Source organism: Polaribacter huanghezhanensis, assembly GCF_030444335.1.
GTDB lineage: Bacteria > Bacteroidota > Bacteroidia > Flavobacteriales > Flavobacteriaceae > Polaribacter > Polaribacter huanghezhanensis.
The window spans coordinates 1,685,864-1,704,674 of sequence record NZ_CP128595.1 but is presented as its reverse complement, the minus strand read 5'-3'; the positions used below and the strand labels follow the sequence as shown (position 1 = coordinate 1,704,674).

At 32.1% G+C, this 18,811-nt stretch carries 18 protein-coding genes and 5 tRNA genes; 3 read left to right on the top strand and 20 right to left on the bottom strand.

What is annotated here, in order from left to right; translation table 11 throughout:
- Nucleotides 1–3 precede the first annotated feature (3 nt).
- The 20 genes from rplJ to KCTC32516_RS07990 form a co-directional block, all read right to left on the bottom strand.
- Entirely contained in the window at nt 4–519 is a 516-nt protein-coding gene (gene rplJ / locus KCTC32516_RS08085) for a 50S ribosomal protein L10 (protein ID WP_301399912.1), read from the bottom strand.
- 11 nt (nt 520–530) lie between these two features.
- Entirely contained in the window at nt 531–1,220 is a 690-nt protein-coding gene (rplA, locus tag KCTC32516_RS08080; RefSeq protein WP_301399911.1) for a 50S ribosomal protein L1, read from the bottom strand.
- Between the two features lie 21 nt (nt 1,221–1,241).
- Nucleotides 1,242–1,679 carry a 50S ribosomal protein L11 gene (gene rplK, locus KCTC32516_RS08075; protein ID WP_301399910.1) on the bottom strand — a complete coding sequence of 146 codons (438 nt, stop codon included), beginning with the start codon at nt 1,677–1,679 and terminating at the stop codon, nt 1,242–1,244.
- 70 nt (nt 1,680–1,749) lie between these two features.
- Nucleotides 1,750–2,301 (bottom strand): transcription termination/antitermination protein NusG, encoded by a 552-nt coding sequence (nusG, locus tag KCTC32516_RS08070; protein WP_301399909.1) that lies wholly within the window; start codon nt 2,299–2,301, stop codon nt 1,750–1,752.
- 2 nt (nt 2,302–2,303) lie between these two features.
- Entirely contained in the window at nt 2,304–2,492 is a 189-nt protein-coding gene (gene secE / locus KCTC32516_RS08065; protein ID WP_301399908.1) for a preprotein translocase subunit SecE, read from the bottom strand.
- Between the two features lie 15 nt (nt 2,493–2,507).
- Nucleotides 2,508–2,580: transfer RNA gene (locus KCTC32516_RS08060), tRNA-Trp, on the bottom strand.
- A gap of 65 nt (nt 2,581–2,645) precedes the next feature.
- Complete coding sequence (gene tuf / locus KCTC32516_RS08055; RefSeq protein ID WP_301399907.1) at nt 2,646–3,830, bottom strand: elongation factor Tu; 1,185 nt, start codon at nt 3,828–3,830, stop codon at nt 2,646–2,648.
- Between the two features lie 63 nt (nt 3,831–3,893).
- Nucleotides 3,894–3,966, bottom strand: a tRNA-Thr gene (locus tag KCTC32516_RS08050).
- Between the two features lie 11 nt (nt 3,967–3,977).
- Nucleotides 3,978–4,050 (bottom strand) — tRNA-Gly (locus KCTC32516_RS08045).
- 41 nt (nt 4,051–4,091) lie between these two features.
- Nucleotides 4,092–4,173, bottom strand: a tRNA-Tyr gene (locus tag KCTC32516_RS08040).
- 30 nt (nt 4,174–4,203) lie between these two features.
- Nucleotides 4,204–4,277 (bottom strand) — tRNA-Thr (locus KCTC32516_RS08035).
- Between the two features lie 96 nt (nt 4,278–4,373).
- Complete coding sequence (hpf, locus tag KCTC32516_RS08030; RefSeq protein ID WP_301399906.1) at nt 4,374–4,682, bottom strand: ribosome hibernation-promoting factor, HPF/YfiA family; 309 nt, start codon at nt 4,680–4,682, stop codon at nt 4,374–4,376.
- Nucleotides 4,683–4,688: 6 nt separating this feature from the next.
- The gene (locus KCTC32516_RS08025) at nt 4,689–5,576 is read right to left on the bottom strand and encodes a tyrosine-type recombinase/integrase (protein WP_301399905.1); all 888 of its coding nucleotides are present in this window, start codon (nt 5,574–5,576) and stop codon (nt 4,689–4,691) included.
- Nucleotides 5,577–5,714: 138 nt separating this feature from the next.
- On the bottom strand, nt 5,715–5,912 hold the full coding sequence (gene rpsU / locus KCTC32516_RS08020) for a 30S ribosomal protein S21 (protein WP_301399904.1): 198 nt from the start codon (nt 5,910–5,912) through the stop codon (nt 5,715–5,717).
- A 242-nt stretch (nt 5,913–6,154) separates the two neighbouring features.
- Nucleotides 6,155–7,321, bottom strand: a complete 1,167-nt coding sequence (locus tag KCTC32516_RS08015) for an acyl-CoA dehydrogenase family protein (RefSeq protein ID WP_301399903.1) — start codon at nt 7,319–7,321, stop codon at nt 6,155–6,157.
- 28 nt (nt 7,322–7,349) lie between these two features.
- On the bottom strand, nt 7,350–8,228 hold the full coding sequence (locus tag KCTC32516_RS08010) for a ComEA family DNA-binding protein (protein ID WP_301399902.1): 879 nt from the start codon (nt 8,226–8,228) through the stop codon (nt 7,350–7,352).
- A 21-nt stretch (nt 8,229–8,249) separates the two neighbouring features.
- Nucleotides 8,250–9,950, bottom strand: a complete 1,701-nt coding sequence (locus KCTC32516_RS08005) for an alanine/glycine:cation symporter family protein (protein WP_301399901.1) — start codon at nt 9,948–9,950, stop codon at nt 8,250–8,252.
- An 88-nt stretch (nt 9,951–10,038) separates the two neighbouring features.
- Nucleotides 10,039–10,941, bottom strand: a complete 903-nt coding sequence (gene rfbD / locus KCTC32516_RS08000; RefSeq protein WP_301399900.1) for a dTDP-4-dehydrorhamnose reductase — start codon at nt 10,939–10,941, stop codon at nt 10,039–10,041.
- Nucleotides 10,941–11,939 carry a potassium channel family protein gene (locus tag KCTC32516_RS07995; RefSeq protein ID WP_301399899.1) on the bottom strand — a complete coding sequence of 333 codons (999 nt, stop codon included), beginning with the start codon at nt 11,937–11,939 and terminating at the stop codon, nt 10,941–10,943. Before KCTC32516_RS07995 ends, rfbD begins: the two co-directional genes overlap by 1 nt.
- Nucleotides 11,939–12,166 carry a PspC domain-containing protein gene (locus KCTC32516_RS07990; protein ID WP_301399898.1) on the bottom strand — a complete coding sequence of 76 codons (228 nt, stop codon included), beginning with the start codon at nt 12,164–12,166 and terminating at the stop codon, nt 11,939–11,941. The genes KCTC32516_RS07995 and KCTC32516_RS07990 overlap by 1 nt, the downstream gene beginning before the upstream one ends.
- A gap of 109 nt (nt 12,167–12,275) precedes the next feature.
- Between KCTC32516_RS07990 and uvrA the strand changes: the two genes are divergently transcribed.
- The 3 genes from uvrA (at nt 12,276) to KCTC32516_RS07975 (ending at nt 18,745) form a co-directional block, all read left to right on the top strand.
- Nucleotides 12,276–15,098: an excinuclease ABC subunit UvrA gene (gene uvrA, locus KCTC32516_RS07985; RefSeq protein ID WP_301399897.1), complete on the top strand. Its 2,823-nt coding sequence runs from the start codon at nt 12,276–12,278 to the stop codon at nt 15,096–15,098.
- Nucleotides 15,099–15,162: 64 nt separating this feature from the next.
- Nucleotides 15,163–15,873 carry an LOG family protein gene (locus tag KCTC32516_RS07980; protein ID WP_301399896.1) on the top strand — a complete coding sequence of 237 codons (711 nt, stop codon included), beginning with the start codon at nt 15,163–15,165 and terminating at the stop codon, nt 15,871–15,873.
- Between the two features lie 70 nt (nt 15,874–15,943).
- Nucleotides 15,944–18,745 (top strand): gluzincin family metallopeptidase, encoded by a 2,802-nt coding sequence (locus KCTC32516_RS07975; RefSeq protein ID WP_301399895.1) that lies wholly within the window; start codon nt 15,944–15,946, stop codon nt 18,743–18,745.
- Nucleotides 18,746–18,811: the final 66 nt, after the last annotated feature.

Sequence of the window (18,811 nt, the reverse complement as noted above, 5' to 3'; positions counted from 1 at the left end):
TACTTATTTTTCTGATAATGTTGTAAGAATACCAGAAAGTTTTTGACCACTAGACTGCAATGCTGAAATAACATTTTTAGCTGGTGATTGTAATAAGGTAATAATATCTCCAATAAGTTCTTCTTTAGACTTAATGTTAACTAGTGTATCTAATTGGTCATCACCAACATAAATAGACTCTTCAACAAAAGCGCCTTTTAATACAGGCTTGTCTGATTTTTTTCTGAACTCTTTAATTACTTTTGCTGGCGCATTAGATGCTTCAGCAATCATAATAGAAGTATTTCCTTTTAATACATTTGGTAACTCTCCGAAATCTTTATCAGATGCTTCCATTGCTTTTGAAAGCAATGTATTTTTAACAACTGCTAGTTTTACGTTTGCTTTAAAACAAGCTCTTCTTAAATTAGAAGTAGCTAAAGCATTTAAACCTGAAATATCTGCTAAATAGATAATATTAGAATCTGCTAGCTTAGCTGTTAAATCTTGGATTACTTGTGATTTTTCTTCTCTTGTCATAATTTCTAAGATTAAACTGCTTTTACTTCAACTGCAACACTAGGGCTCATTGTACTAGACATAAATACACTTTTAATGTATACTCCTTTTGCTGTAGTAGGTTTCAATTTAACAATTGTTTGTATTAATTCATTTGCATTATCTGCAATTTTATCAGCGTCGAATGATGTTTTACCAATTGCTGCATGTACAATACCAGTTTTATCAACTTTAAAGTCAATTTTACCAGCTTTTACATCTGCAACAGCTTTAGCAACATCCATTGTTACTGTACCAGTCTTTGGGTTAGGCATTAAACCTCTTGGTCCTAAAACACGACCTAAAGGACCTAATTTCCCCATAACACTTGGCATCGTAATAATTACATCAACATCTGTCCATCCTCCTTTAATTTTTTGAAGGTACTCATCTAATCCAACATAATCTGCACCAGCTTCTGTAGCTTCTGCTTCTTTATCTGGAGTAACCAATGCTAAAACTTTTACATCTTTACCTGTTCCGTGAGGTAATGTTACAACACCACGAACCATTTGATTTGCTTTACGAGGATCAACTCCTAAACGTATTGCTAAATCTACAGATGCATCAAATTTTACATTTGTTATTTCTTTTATTAAAGCTGAAGCTTCACTTACAGAATAAGACTTTGTACTATCTAATTTTGCGCTTGCTTCTTTTCGCTTTTTTGTTAATTTTGCCATTTTGAATAACCGTTATTAAATTTAAGCTGGAGCGTTTCCTGTTACTGTTAATCCCATAGAACGAGCTGTACCTGCAATCATTTTCATTGCTGACTCAACTGTAAATGCATTTAAATCTACCATTTTGTCTTCTGCAATAACTTTAATTTGATCCCAAGAAACTTTAGCTACTTTCTTACGGTTAGGCTCTCCAGAACCTTTTTTAATTTTTGCTGCTTCTAATAATTGTACTGCAGCTGGTGGAGTTTTAACAACAAAGTCAAAAGATTTGTCTTTATACACAGTAATTGCTACTGGTAAAACTTTCCCTTGCTTATCTTGAGTTCTAGCATTAAATTGCTTACAGAACTCCATGATGTTAACTCCGGCAGCACCTAAAGCAGGTCCAACTGGTGGAGAAGGATTTGCTGATCCTCCACGCACTTGTAATTTAACAACCTTACTTACTTCTTTTGCCATTTTTTAAACTTTAGTTTAAGATTTTTGAATCGTGGAAGCGATTAAAAATCAATTTCTATTTGTGTAACAATTATGAAATTTTATCTACTTGCATATAGCTTAATTCTAATGGAGTTTTACGTCCAAAAATCTTCACCATAACCTCAAGTTTTCTTTTCTCTTCATTTATTTTTTCAACAGTACCGTCAAATCCATTAAATGGACCATCAACAACTTTTACTGTTTCTCCAATAATATAAGGAATAGAAACATTATCGTCCTGAACTGAAAGTTCATCAACTTTACCTAACATTCTATTCACTTCTGATTTTCTTAATGGAACTGGAGAACCACCTTTTGTTTCACCTAAAAAACCAATAACACCAGTTACAGATTTAATTACGTGAGGAACTTCTCCCGCTAAATTAGCTTCTACCATTATATAACCAGGAAAATACACTCTTTCTTTGTGTATTTTTTTTCCGTCTCTAATTTGTATAACTTTTTCTTTTGGTACTAAAACCTGATCAACATAATCAGACAAGCCTAGCCTTGCTATTTCAGTTTCGATATAAGCTTTTACTTTATTTTCTTGACCACCAATTGCTCTAACTACGTACCACTTTTTAACTGAATCAGCCATAATTAATTATTAAACATGGTAAAAAAGTTATCTAAGCCTAATTGAAAAACGTAATCAACAGCAAAAACTGCCAATGCAAATACTATTGTAAACACAGCAACCACTACCGTTGATTTTTGTGCCTCATCTCTAGGCAACCATGTTACATGGTTCCCTAATTCTTCAAATGATTCTTTGATATATTTTATCATATTATTAGTTATTTGCACGGGCGGAGAGACTCGAACTCCCGACACCTGGTTTTGGAGACCAGTGCTCTACCAGCTGAGCTACGCCCGTAAACACAAGGTGCTAACCCAAAATATATTGAGAAGCACCTTGAAATGTTATTAAATGAACTCTAATTAAAGAATTTCAGTTACTTGACCAGCTCCAACTGTTCTACCACCTTCACGGATTGCAAAACGTAAACCTACGTTCATTGCAATTGTAGAATGTAACTCAACAGTAATTGTTAAGTTATCACCTGGCATAACCATTTCTACTCCAGTTGGTAAAGTAATTGTTCCTGTTACATCCGTAGTTCTAACATAGAATTGTGGACGATAGTTGTTATGAAATGGAGTATGACGTCCACCTTCTTCTTTTTTAAGAATATAAACCTCCGCTTTGAATTTATCGTGTGGAGTTACAGAACCTGGCTTACAGATTACCATTCCTCTTTTGATTTGTTCTTTATCAATACCTCTTAATAAAATACCTGCATTATCTCCAGCCTCACCTCTATCTAAGATTTGACGGAACATTTCAATACCAGTAATCGTAGAAGTTAATTTTCCAGCTCCCATACCGATAATTTCAACGGGGTCTCCTGTGTTAGCAATACCAGTTTCGATACGTCCTGTAGCTACAGTTCCACGACCAGTAATTGAGAATACATCTTCAATTGGCATTAAGAAATCTTTATCAACTTCTCTTTTTGGCTCTTCAATCCAAGTATCAACGGCAGCCATTAATTCTAATACAGAATCAACCCATTTTTGTTCACCATTTAATGCACCTAATGCAGATCCAGCAATAACAGGTCCATTATCTCCATCATATTCATAGAAAGAAAGTAAATCTCTAATTTCCATGTCTACCAATTCTAATAACTCTTCATCATCAACCATATCTACTTTATTCATAAATACAACCATTCTAGGAATTCCTACCTGGCGACCTAATAAGATATGCTCTCTTGTTTGTGGCATTGGGCCATCAGTTGCAGCTACTACTAAAATAGCTCCATCCATTTGTGCAGCACCAGTTACCATGTTCTTTACGTAATCCGCGTGACCAGGACAGTCAACGTGAGCGTAGTGACGATTAGCAGTTTGATACTCTACGTGAGATGTATTAATTGTAATCCCTCTTTCTTTCTCTTCTGGAGCATTGTCAATTTGATCAAATGATTTTGCCTCTGAAAAACCTGCATCCGCTAATACTTTTGTAATAGCAGCAGTTAAAGTTGTTTTACCGTGATCTACGTGTCCAATAGTACCAATGTTTAAGTGTGGTTTTGAACGATCGAAAGTTCCTTTTGCCATGATTATTAATTTTTAATTCTTAGTTAAATATATTTAGTGTTTATTTTATTCTACTTTTATTTGAGCCAGCGACGGGAGTTGAACCCGTGACCTCATCCCTACCAAGGATGCGCTCTACCAACTGAGCTACACCGGCTTAAAACTTAGAGCGAAAGACCGGGTTCGAACCGGCGACATTCAGCTTGGAAGGCTGACGCTCTACCAACTGAGCTACTTTCGCATTTTATTTTTATCCTTTGTTTTTCAATTGAAAAACTATCGTGGTGAGAGCAGGATTCGAACCTGCGAAGACGTAGTCAGCGGATTTACAGTCCGCCCTCGTTGGCCGCTTGAGTATCTCACCCTTGTTTCAATGAACGTTTTTGTCTTTTTGAGCCGATGAAGGGACTCGAACCCCCGACCTGCTGATTACAAATCAGCTGCTCTAGCCAGCTGAGCTACATCGGCATATTGCATAAAAAAACAATCCGCTATTTCTAACGGACTGCAAATGTATAAAGTTTTTTTTATTTCTAAAACTTTTTTTACCTATTTTTTTGTTTTTTAAATAGACATAGAATCTCTTAATTTTTCTTTTGACTTTTTAAGCTGTCTTTTTAACGAATCTACACCCATGCTAATTCCCTCTTCAAAAGATTTTGCCTCTTTTTTTACAATCAATTCACTGCCCGGAATATTAATTTTAATTTCTGAAATTTTATTCTCTTTTTCACTCGTGTTTTGAACTTTTAAGAAAACCTCAGCATCTATAATTTTATCATGAAACTTAACCAAACCTTGCACTTTGGTTTCAGCATGCTTTAATAAATCTGAATCTGCGTTAAAATTAACTGATTGAATAAATACTTTCATATAATTTTACTTTTTATGGCTTCTAGGATGAGCCTGGTTGTACACTTGTTTTATTTTCTCTAAACTATTGTGTGTATAAACTTGAGTTGATGCTAAGCTTGAATGCCCTAACAGTTCTTTAACCGAGTTTAAATCTGCTCCTTGATTTAGTAAATGAGTAGCAAACGAATGTCGTAATATATGCGGGCTCTTTTTTACTTTTGTAGAGACATCACTAAAGTAATTATTTATAACTCTATAAACAAGTGTTTCGTATACTTTATTTCCTTTTTCTGTGACAAATAAATAATTAGTGTCGGTTGCAATTTCTTTTTTAAAAATTAAATATTCTTCGATTGTTTTTAACACAGAAGGAATCAAAGGGATTAATCTTTCTTTATTTCTTTTCCCTAAAACCTTTATTGTTTTTGATTGAAAACTTATAGACGCTAATTTTAGATGTATCAACTCTGCTCTTCTCATTCCTGTAGAATAAAAAAGTTCTACAATTAATTTATTTCTTAACGATTTAAAATCACTACCTTCTTCTAAACTCTCAATAACTTGATTTATTTCTTTGGATGTAAACGGAACTTGAACTTTTTTTGCAACTTTTAGTGATTTGTGTTTTGCTAAAGGATTTGATGTAATCTGATTTGTTTTCTGTAAAAATTTATAGAACGATTTTAAAGAACTAATTTTTCTGTTTATAGAGTTGTTCGAAATTCCATCATCAACCAATTTTACAATCCAAGATCTTATTTGACTGTAATTAACATCCGTAAGGTTTTCTGTTTCATATGCTTCTTTACAAAACTCAAAAAAAGAAGTGATGTCTTTTTTATAAGCCAAAACTGTATGTGCTGAATATTTTCTCTCTAAAACTAAATATTCTAAAAAAGAATTCACAAGCATATTACTAATTTTTGTTCTAGTGTATCAACTACTAATTACACACTCAAAGTTACATAATATAAAAGTGAATTTCGTTAATAAAAACAAAAAAATCCTGTCAAAAATTGACAGGATTTATATTTTTAAAACTGATTATCACTAACCAACTTCTTCTTGAGTTCTTAGTTTTTGAACGTAAGACGCTTTAATGTTTTGAGCTCTTTTTGCTACAGATGGCTTTGTAAAATGCTTTCTGTTACGTAAGTTCTTCATAGTCTTCGTACGATCAAATTTTCTTTTGAAACGTTTCAAAGCTCTATCTATATTCTCTCCTTCTTTTACAGGTATAATTAACATATGTTGGCACCTCCTTTCATGTCGTTCTTTAAATTGGACTGCAAAAATACAAAGGTTTTTTTAATGCGCAAGTAAAAAGTATTGATTATTTCAATTATCAATGAACAGTTACCAGTTTTCACTTACCAATTATCAATTATAAAAAAACATCTAGCAGTCTAAATATCTAGCAATCTAACTAAGTCGCGGGTTTACAATCATTTTTGCGAATGGGAAAAACCATTTTCGCAAAAACAATTAAACTAAGTCGCAGGCTTGTAATCTTTTTTATCAATAATCATTTTTGCGATAATTTCTTTCAAAATTTCAGAAGTTCCGCCACCAATTGGACCCAATCTACTATCTCTTAACATTCTTGCCAATGGGTAATCTTCCATATAACCATATCCGCCTAACATTTGTAAAGCATCATAAATCACAGAATCTGCCATTTTGGTTGACAACATTTTTGCCATACTTGCCTCTTTTACAACATACGTTCCATCATTTAATCTTTTTGCAATTGAATAATTAAATTCTTTACACATCTCTACTTCACTCGCCATTTCTGCTATTTTATGACGCAATGCCTGAAATTTATCCAACGTTTTTCCAAAAGCTTGGCGCTCACTCATATATTGTATTGCATATTCTACTGCATATTCTGCTCTTGCATGCGCATTAATCGCCATAATTAAGCGTTCTAACGCAAAATGCTGCATAATATAAGGAAAACCTTTTCCTTCTTCTCCCATTAAATTTTCTGATGGAATTACCACATTATCAAAAGCGATTTCTGCAGTATCTGAAGCTCTCCAACCTAATTTATCTAATTTGGTTGATGAAATTCCAGGTGTATCTCTATCGATAATAAAAATACTCATTCCTTTATGCTTGTCTTCTGGATTTGTTTTGGCTGCAACCACTAAATAATCAGAATAAATTCCGTTTGTAATAAAAGTCTTAGAACCATTAATTACATACGAATCTCCTTTTTTAACAGCAGTTGTTCTCATTCCAGCAACATCACTTCCGCCGAAAGGTTCTGAAATACATAAACAACCTATTTTATCGCCATCGATACTTGGTGTTAAATATTCGTTTTTAATTCTGTCGTCGCCTTCTTTTGTAACGTGCGTCATTGCTAAATATGCGTGCGCCCACATTGCAGCTGCAAACCCGCCAGAGTTGATTTTTTGCAGTTCTTCTAAGAAAATAACGGTGTAAAAAATATCTAGATTCAATCCACCAAATTCTTCAGGAGAGTTTAATCCGAAATAACCCATTTCGCCAAATTTCTTCCAAATAAAGCGTTCTATTGTTCCTGTTTTCTCCCACTTATCAATATGCGGAGTTACTTCTTTTTGTAAAAAATCACGAAAACTTTTTCTAAAAACTTCGTGTTCTTCTGTAAAGTACATATTATTCATAGTACTGCTTGCTATTTTAGTTGTTTGTTTATTTAGCTTCCAAATATAGAATTATTCTATCATATTTATCCAAAGGAAAACCTTCAATATTTTTTAATTCTTCAATCGATTGCAATTCAGCAACTTCATCTCTAAATTCAAAGATTTTTTTACATAAATCATAATCTATATAAGGATTAGAGAGCACTTGTTTAAATGTAGCGGTATTTACATTTATTTTGTTGATGATGGGCTTGTCGATAATTTTAAAAGTATTCAAAATTCTTTGCGCAGTAATTGCATCTAATTTCCAAACTTCTAGCAATTGATTTGAATATGAAAATCCGCTTAGTTTTTTTCTGTATTTAAGTATTCTTTGGGCTAAATATTCATTAACTCCGTTTATGGTTTGAAAGTCTTTTGCAGTTGCAACGTTTATATCTCTAGTACTTACTTCTATTTTAGAGTTTTCTAATTTTCTTGTTGATTTTTTTATATTTTTCTGTTGCTCTTTCACAACCCATTCTGGAAACTTAAAATAAGGAGAAATCTTACGCAATAAACGATCTGAAACTTGTGTAACTTTCTGAAACTGATTTGCTGAATTAATGAACTTACCACCTTCTCTAAAGGCAAGTAATCGATCAATCTCTTGAATTGACATTCCTAATTGAGCACCTTTATAATCTGTAAGGTAGTTTGGATTGAATGGATAGATTTTTGGTTTTCTTTTTTCTATCTCAACTTTTTTTAAAGAATCTATTTTAGCATTTAATGCAATAGATTCTTTTGTATTAAAAAGATTATTGTTCTCTGAAAAATCAATAAATAAAATTGCTATTTGTAACGCAATAATTAGCAACAGCAAAAAGAAAACCCCATTTCGTTGGCTTTTATTATACCAGAAATGGGGTTTTAAATTTTTCATATTAATCTTGTTTTAGCTCATCTAGTCTTTCAAAGCTTTGTGCTTTAATTTAATAGCATCTAAATAACGTGTCAATTGTTTTTTAACTACTGGGAACAAGAAGTACAATCCAATCATGTTTGGAAATACCATTGCAAAAATCATTGCATCAGAGAATTCCCAGATCGATTTCATACTCGCCGCAGCACCAATAACTACAAAGATTAAGAATAGCACTTTATATGTTAAATCAGCTACTTTTCCTCTACCAAATAAATACTTCCACGATTGCAGTCCGTAATAAGACCAAGAAATCATAGTAGAAACAGCAAACAATACAACTGCTACTGTTAAGAATAAATGAGAATATGGAATAAAGCTATTAAAAGCTTGTTGTGTAATTCCTGCTCCCTCAAAAGATTCACCGTTAATCATTACAGCTCCTAATCCGTCACCTCCATATTGAAAAGCACCGCCCATATTAAAAATTACAATTACTAAAGCTGTCATTGTACAAATAACAACTGTATCAATAAAAGGCTCTAATAAAGCCACCAAACCTTCTGAAGCAGAATACTTTGTTTTTACTGCCGAGTGAGCAATAGATGCAGAACCTGCACCTGCTTCGTTTGAAAAAGCAGCTCTTTTAAATCCGACTAATAACACTCCGATAAATCCACCCACACCAATTGCTTTCGGATTAAAGGCTTCTCTAAAAATAACACCAAATGCATCATCCAACAAACTGAAATTGCTAAATAAAATATACAAACATGCTCCTATGTATAGAACCGCCATAAAAGGCACAACTTTTTCTGTTACCTGAGCAATTCGTTTAATTCCTCCAATAATTATAATTCCAACAAAAACAGCTAAGACAACACCAATCCAGAATCCTGCACCAGTACTTGTTAAGCCCATAATGTCTTTAATTACAATTGTAGCTTGATTTGATTGAGCAGCATTACCACCACCGAAAGATCCACCAATACAAAATATTGCAAATAATACTGCAGCAACTTTACCTAACTTAGCAAATCCACGTTCTTTTAATCCTTTGGTTAAATAGTACATTGGACCTCCATATACCGTTCCATCTTCTCCAACATCTCTATATTGTACACCCAAAGTACATTCAACAAATTTAGTTGACATACCTAGCAATCCACAAACTACCATCCAAAAAGTGGCTCCAGGACCACCCAATGCAATTGCCAAAGCTACACCCGCTATATTTCCGTTACCAACTGTCCCAGAAACTGCTGTTGCCAAAGCTTGAAAGTGAGAGACTTCTCCACTCGTACTCTCATCTCTAATCGTATCTTTAATATCGCCGTCAATAGCTAAATCGTCAGAAAGTTCGTCGATATGCTTCTCAATATCATCTACATTGTTAAAATCAGTTCCTTGTGCAATTCCATCTTCACCATAAAGCATTTGCGCACCATGTGTTTCAATATCTTCATACTTACCACGAACAATATCGATTGCTTTTTTGAAAAAACGAAAGTTTGGAAAACCAAAATAAATAGTAAAAAAAGCTGCACTCCCAACCAAAAGCAACAATACAAAAGGAATATCTGGATCGTGCCAAACATTAAAAAATATAATCTTGCTAAAAAATTCTGAAATTGGTTTAAAAGCTGCATCGATTTTTTGATCGATACCTACCGAAGCAGTTTCTTGAGCAAAAGTTAACATAGGAGCAACAAAAAGTAGCGCCGTTAGAAATTTTTTCTTCATAATATGTAAGTTAGTTTATTTAATTTTGTTGACCGCAATATCATAAAAAATTGAGCTTTTGACAACTTTTAGACGTTAAAAATAAACATCATATTAATTTCTGCTTAAATCTTTGCAAATCTTCTTTGAATGATTTTGGATAAAAACTCAATATTTTGTTTGTCTTTGTTAAATCAAATCCTGTAATTGGAGGTCTTGGTGCAGTCTGATTTAAAGTGCTTGTAGAAATTGGCTTTATCAACGTTTTATCTAATTGAAAAACTTCTGCAATTTCTTGTGCAATTTCATAAATACTTAACAATTGATTGCTAGAAATATTAAAAATTCCTGTTGCTTTCTTATCGATTGAAATTTTACATGCCAATGCCAAATCTTCTACATAGGTTGGCGTTCGAAATTGATCATCAACAATCGTAATTTCTTTGTTCCTCTCTAAGGATTCTTTGACCCAAAGTACAATATTACTTCTGCTCATATCATTTACCAAACCGTACACTAAAATGGTTCTTAAAATAGTATAATTTATGGCTGATTTTTGTAAAACCGCTTCAGAAAGCAATTTGGTTTCTCCGTAATAACTTAACGGATTCGGAACAGCATCTTCTGTGTAATTTCCTTTTTTTCCATCAAAAATAAAATCTGTAGAAATATGAATTAAATGGGCGTTTATTTCTGAACAAATAGCTGCTAGATACTGAACAACATTTACGTTTAAATCATAACAACCAACTTTATCGTTTTCGCACGCGTCAACATTTGTCATTGCTGCGGTATTGATAATAAAATTTGGTTTGATTTGCTTTGTTTTTTTTGCTAACAATTGTTGGTTCGTAATATCAATATCTTGATATTCAAAATCGGTTCTTCCGCTTCTATTTTCTCCTCTAGAGAATCCGAAAATTTCGTAATTTTTGGTGTCTTTTAGAAATAATTCAATTAAGTTTTGACCTAACAATCCGTTACTTCCAGTAATAAGAATTTTTATTTTCATTAAAACAACTTTCTTAATTTTACAATCTGTTCTGGTTTTCCTAAAACAATTAAACCAGAGTCTGCTACTAATTTTATTGCTGATTCTGGATTGATAATATAATCCCCATCAGAAGTTTTAAATCCAATCACAGAACAACCTGTTTTTTTTCGTAGATCTAAATCAAAAATTGTTTTCCCTAAATATTCTTTAGGCAAATCATTTACAGCTACTTCTTCTAAGTTTGCAGTTGTTTCTCCTTCAATGGTTAATCTATCTACAAACTCTATAACATCTGGTGTTACAACTAAAGAAGCCATATGTGCGCCACCTAACTTATCTGGCATAATTACATTTGATGCTCCTGCAAATTTTAATTTATTAAACGATGATTCGTTGGATGCCCTACTAATAATTCTACAGTTTTTATTTAATTGACTTGCTGTTAAAACTACAAATAAATTATCTGCATCAGAAGGCAAAGCGGTAATCAAATTACTTGCATTTTCTATCCCTGCATTCAATAATATTTCATCGGTAGTCGCATCTCCTTCAATATATAAAATCCCTTCTGCTTCTAAAAAACTTAATATTTCTTTATCTTTTTCTACAACTACAAACTCTTTTTGATAGTTTTTTAATTTATGAATTGCTTGCATACCATTTCTTCCATAACCACAAACAATGATATGATTCTTTAGTTTATCTATTTTTTGTTGCACTTTCTTTCGTTTTAATTGTTTAAAAAATTCTCCACTTGCTATTGCTTCCGTAAATGATGAAACTGCATACCCAAATAAAGAAAGACTTGTTAAAATTAAAAATATTGTAAATATTTTTTCTTCTGAATTCATTGGGTGTAATTCTCTAAACCCAACTGTAGATATTGTAATAACTGTCATATAAACAGCATCAATAAAACTAAACTCAGACAAAAACATATAGCCAACAACGCCAATTGCAAGAATTGATAGCAGAAATAATATCGCTTTATAAAATTTTGATTTTATATCAATCATTATAAATCAAAAACAGAACTGCGTTTTGTATACACCATATCTTTTAACCGCAATACAAAAGCCAAGGTTAAATACAACCCAAAAGACAACCCAACGGTTACAAAAGAAATATAAATAAAGAACAATCTCACATTCAAGGCACGCATTCCTAACCGATCTGCTAATCTTGTAGAAACTGCAAATCCATGACGTTCAAAATAATGCCTTACTGAATGTATAAAACTCATCTTATAATTTTGTGTATGCAAGATAATATATAAAGATGAATTGCTCTTTGCTTTTTAGTAAAAAATAAATTGGTTTGTGTAACTTTGCCTTTTTCCTAAAATTCGCAGATTGAAACAACAAGAATATATAGAAGTTTTTGGCGCTAGAGTTCATAATTTAAAAAATATTGATGTAAAAATTCCACGCGAAAAACTAGTTGTTATTACTGGTTTAAGCGGAAGCGGAAAATCTTCGTTGGCTTTTGATACTATTTATGCAGAAGGACAAAGACGTTATATTGAAACATTTTCTGCCTACGCAAGACAATTTTTAGGCGGATTAGAACGCCCTGATGTTGATAAAATTGACGGACTTTCTCCGGTGATTTCTATCGAGCAAAAAACCACCAACAAGAGTCCGCGCTCTACTGTTGGAACGATTACAGAAATCTACGATTTTTTAAGATTGCTTTTTGCCAGAGCTGCTGATGCGTATTCTTATAATACGGATGAAAAAATGGTCAGTTATTCGGATGAAAAAATCAAAGAATTAATTCTTACCGATTTTCAAGATAAAAAAATTGCTGTTTTAGCACCGCTTGTAAAGTCTAGAAAAGGACATTACAGAGAATTATTTCAGCAAATTTCTAAACAGGGTTTTGTGAAAGTCCGTGTTGATGGAGAAATTATTGAGATAACAAAAGGAATGCGTTTAGACAGATACAAAACGCACGATATAGAAGTTGTAATTGACAGAATTGCAGTCAATAATTCCGTAGAAAAAAGACTAGAAGAAACGATAAAAACGGCTTTATATACTGGCGATAATATTTTAATGGTGATTGATTTAGAAACCAATAACCCAAGATATTTTAGTAGAGATTTAATGTGTCCAACAACCGGAATTGCATATCCAAATCCAGAACCAAATACCTTTTCTTTTAATTCACCTAAAGGTGCTTGTGCATCTTGCAACGGATTGGGAATCACCAATGAAGTGAACTTGAATAAAGTAATTCCTGATGAAGCTATTTCTATAAAAAATGGCGGAATTATTCCTTTAGGAGAACAAAAAAATAGCTGGATTTTTAAACAACTAGAATTAATTGCAGAACGCTACAATTTTAAATTAAACGATCCAATTAGTAAAATCCCCAAAGAAGCAATTGATATTATTTTAAATGGCGGAAACGAAAAATTTAATATAGAATCTAAATCAATTGGCATCACTAGAAATTACGAAATTGATTTTGAAGGCATTATTTCATTTATCAACAGTCAGTATAAAAACAGTGAATCTACTTCTATAAAAAGATGGGCAAAAGATTTTATGGACGAAGTTTCGTGTTCTACGTGTAACGGAAATCGCCTTAAAAAAGAAGCCTTATATTTTAAAATTCTCGATAAAAATATTAGCGATTTAGCGAAGATGGACATCACCGAATTGGCAAATTGGTTTGATAAAATCGATAATAAAATCTCTAAAAGGCAGTTAACAATTGCCGAAGAAATTTTAAAAGAAATTAGAACTCGAATTCAGTTTTTACTTGATGTTGGTTTAGATTATTTAAACTTAGACAGAACTTCAAAATCGTTGTCTGGCGGAGAAACGCAACGCATCAGATTGGCAACACAAATCGGTTCTCAACTAGTTGGTGTGTTGTATATTTTAGACGAACCGAGTATTGGCTTGCACCAAAGAGACAATCAAAAATTAATTGATTCTTTAATAAAATTACGAGATATTGGCAATTCGGTGTTGGTTGTAGAACATGACAAAGACATGATTGAAGCAGCAGATTTTGTGTTTGACATTGGTCCTGGAGCTGGAAGACATGGCGGAGAAATTGTAAGCGAAGGAACTTTTGAAGAATTAAAAAAACACGATACGTTAACTGCGGATTATATCACAGGAAAAAGAGTGATTGCCGTTCCTAAAAAAAGAAGAAAAGGAAACGGAAAAAAAATTCAATTAAAAGGCGCAACCGGAAATAATTTAAAAAACGTTTCGGTAGAGTTCCCTTTAGGAAAAATGATTTGCGTTACCGGAGTTTCTGGAAGCGGAAAATCTACCTTAATCAACGAAACGTTGTATCCAATCTTAAACGCACATATTTATCGTGGCGTTAAAAAACCAATGCCGTATAAAAGCATCAAAGGTTTAGAACATATTGATAAAGTAATAGATATTGATCAATCTCCAATCGGAAGAACTCCTCGTTCAAATCCTGCAACTTACACAGGAACTTTTGGAGAAATTAGAAGTTTATTTGCACGCACACCAGAAGCTGCAATTCGTGGTTACAAACCCGGTAGATTTTCTTTTAATGTTACTGGCGGAAGATGTGAAACGTGTCAAGGTGGCGGAGTTCGAGTTATTGAAATGAATTTTTTACCAGACGTTCATGTAGAATGTGAAACCTGTCAAGGAAAACGTTTTAACAGAGAAACCTTAGAGATTCGGTACAAAGGAAAATCAATTTCAGATATTTTAGGAATGACCATTGATGACGCAGTTGTCTTTTTTGAAAAAGTTCCTAAAATCCACCGTAAAATTAAAACTATCAAAGATGTTGGCTTAGGATATATTACGTTAGGACAACAATCAACAACACTCTCTGGTGGAGAAGCACAACGAATAAAATTAGCGTCAGAATTATCTAAAAGAGATACCGGAAATACTTTTTACATTCTAGACGAACCAACCACTGGTTTACATTTTGAAGACATTAGGGTGTTAATGGATGTGTTAAACAAGTTGGCAGATAAAGGAAATACTGTTTTAATTATAGAACACAATTTAGATGTTATAAAATTGGCAGATTATATTATTGATATTGGTATGGAAGGCGGAAAAAAAGGCGGAGAAGTTTTATGTTTCGGAACTCCAGAAGAAGTTGCAAAACATAAAACCAGTTATACTGCTAAGTTTTTGAAAAAAGAAGTATCTTAGCACGTTTGCCAAAAAAGTAATTTGGCTCATACAATTTTAATAGAATCATTTAAAAATAGAGATTATGGATCCGAAGGAAGAGGAATTAATTAGAGAGAAATTAGATCAAAAAACGTGGAATGAAATAAAATCAAACGACTCTTGGGCGATTTTTAAAATCATGTCTGAATTCGTTACAGGATATGAAAAATTAAGTAAAATTGGCCCCTGTGTTTCAATCTTTGGTTCTGCGAGAACAAAACCAGAAGATAAATATTATAAATTAGCTGAAGAAGTAGCCTACAAACTTACACAAAACGGTTATGGTGTAATTACTGGCGGCGGACCAGGAATTATGGAAGCTGGTAATAAAGGTGCGCACAGAGGAAAAGGAACTTCGGTTGGATTAAACATTGAATTGCCTTTTGAGCAGCACTTTAATCCGTGGATAGACAGCGATAAAAACTTAGAATTTGATTATTTCTTTGTTCGTAAAGTAATGTTTGTAAAATATTCTCAAGGATTTATTGTAATGCCTGGAGGTTTTGGCACAATGGATGAATTGTTTGAAGCAATTACCTTAATTCAAACTAAAAAAATTGGCCGTTTTCCTATCGTTTTAGTTGGTAAAGATTTTTGGGGCGGATTGTTAGATTGGATTAAAAAAACTTTAATTGCAGAAGGAAATATTAATGCAGAAGATTTAAATTTATTTAGAATTGTTGATACTGCTAATGAAGCCATAGATCATTTAAATAAGTTTTATGCAAAATACAGTCTAAAACCAAACTTCTAAAAATAGCTACATACTTTTTTTGAAATTTTTTCATTAATAACATGTACTCTTTATTAAAATTAATTTCGTTTTGAAGCTAAAACTAATCTTTGCATTTTTTCTTTTATTATTTGTGAATCGGATTTGCGCGCAAACAAATTCGAGTCGAATTAATGCAGTTTTAGATGCAAAAAATGATGTATTAAAAATTCAGCAAGAACTTGTTTACTACAACAATTCTAACCAATCTTTAAGCGAAATATATCTTCTTAATTGGGCAAATAGTTTTAAAGATAAAAACACACCATTAACAAAAAGATTGATTGAAGACTATGATAAATCACTCTATTTTGCAAAAAAGAATGAGCGTGGTTTTAGCAAGATTTTAAACGTATCTGTAAACTATAAACCGGTACCATTTACTTCGGATAAAAATACTGAAGACATTTTAAAAATTGATTTAGCCGAAGCGTTAAATCCTGCAGATTCTATTGTCATCAGTACTTCGTTTACTGTTAAAATTCCAGATGCTAAATTTACAGGTTACGGAAAAACAAAAACGGGGTATCATTTACGTTATTGGTATTTAACGCCTGTTGTTTTTACTACTGATTGGCAATTAATGAGCAATTTAAATATTGATGATTTATTTATAAATATCACCAATTATGACATCCGCTTAAAAGTTACCGAAAACACTTTTGTGACAAGTAATTTAACGCAAAAAAAAGAATCAAATTCGGTTTATACTTTGTCGGGGAAAAACAAAACAGATGTCATAATAAGTATTGATAAAAAAAATAATTTTACGGTTTATAAAACCGAAAATATTGATGTTATTTCTGACATTCCAACAAAGGGAATCAACAAAAAATTAACGTCTGATATTTTAAATAGAGAACTTTATTTTATAGAAAGCTACTTAGGTAAATACCCTCATAAAGAAATTTTAATTGATCAAATTTCTCAAAATAACAATCCTATTTATGGATTAAATCAATTGCCAAAATTTTTAAGTCCGTTTTCTGATGTTTTTGATAGAGATATCACCTTTTTTAAAGCGATTACAAGAAAATATATCGAAAACACTTTACTCTTAAACAGACGAAAAGATTACTGGCTGATAGACGGAATTCAAACCTATTTAATGATTGAATATGTAAATACATATTATCCAGAAGTAAAACTTTTAGGAAACGTTTCTAAAATTTGGGGAATCAGAAATTTTAATTTTTCTAAGCTAAATTTTAATGATAAATATCCGTTTATCTATCAATTTAGCGCGCGTCAATTTTTAGATCAAGCATTGACTACAAGAGCAGATTCTTTATCAAATTTTAATAGAAAAATTACCAACAAATACAAAGCTGGTTTAGGATTGCAATATTTAAAAGGATATTTAGGAGATTCTATTGTCAAACAAAGCTTTAAAGAATACTACAAAACGCATCTTTTAAAAGTTAGTAAAAGTGCTGATTTTAACGACATCATTTCATCGAAAACAGATAAAGATTTGACCTGGTTTTTTGGCGATTATATCAACACCAATAAAAAAATTGATTACACCATTAAAAAAATCGAAACAGAAAATGATTCTTTAAAAATTGACATCAAAAATAAAAGAAATATTACTGCTCCTGTTGCTTTATATGGCGTAAAAAACAAAGAAATAAAATTTAAAAAATGGTTTACGGGTATCGATTCTACAAAAACAGTAACCATTGCAAAAGGAGATTTTGATAAAGTATCTCTTAATTACGAGCAATTATACCCAGAATACAACACCTTAGATAATTGGAAAAATGTAGAAAAAAGCATTTTAGACAAACCCATACAATTAAAATTAATTAAAGATATTGAAGACCCTTATTACAATCAATTATTTTATCAGCCTGAGTTTGGCTACAATTATTATGATGGAGTTACACTTGGGTTAAAACTGCACAACAAACCTATAATCCCTCGAAATTTTGTTTTTAAATTAGTACCCTCTTACGCAACAAAAAGTCAGTCTGTAACGGGTTTTGCTTCTATAATGTACAATCAGTATTTCGAAAAATCTAAGATTCGACAAATTATTTACGGAGTTTCAGCGAGCAATTTTCATTATGCTCCAGAATTATCTTACGGTATTTTTGCTCCATATATTGCTGCCGTTTTTAAACGTCATAGTTTGCGTGATGTTGGCGGAAGCGCTCTAACCCTTAAATACGTGAATGTATACAAGGAATCTGCACCAAATACTTCTGTTAGAGAGCAAGATGTGTACAATGTTTTAAATGTAAAATACCTCTATTCTAAACCAAATATTATTGAAGGAATTTCGTACAAAATAAACACTGATATTTCATCAAACTTTACAAAATTTTCTACAGATATACGATATAGAAAACTAACTGAAACTAACAGACTATTAGATTTTAGATTTTTTGGCGGATTCTTTTTAAACAATAATACCTCAGGAAACTATTTTAGCTTTGGACTAGATCGTCCTTCAGATTATTTGTTTGAGCAAAATTATTTTGGGAGATCAGAAAGCTCAGGAATTTTTAGCCAACAAGTTATTATTAATGATGGTGGATTTAAATCTGTATTGCCAACGCGTTATGCAAATCAGTTTATGGTATCTTTTAACTCAAGTATCGGGCTTTGGAAATGGGTAGAATATTATAACGATGTCGCTTTTTTAAAGAACAAAGGTGCAAGTACTTATTTTGCGTACGAAAACGGAATTCGTTTTAATTTTATTCACAATATTCTAGAAATTTACTTCCCAATGTACTCTAATAATGGTTGGGAAATAACGCAAAATGCCTATTCAAGTAAAATTCGTTTTGTGTTAACCGCAAGACCTTCTGCCATTTACAACTTTTTTAGAAGAGGCTTTTTATAACTGTACATTCATTATCAATTTCCTATTTTTAAGTACAAATACCGTGTTTTAATTGCGATATTCTCA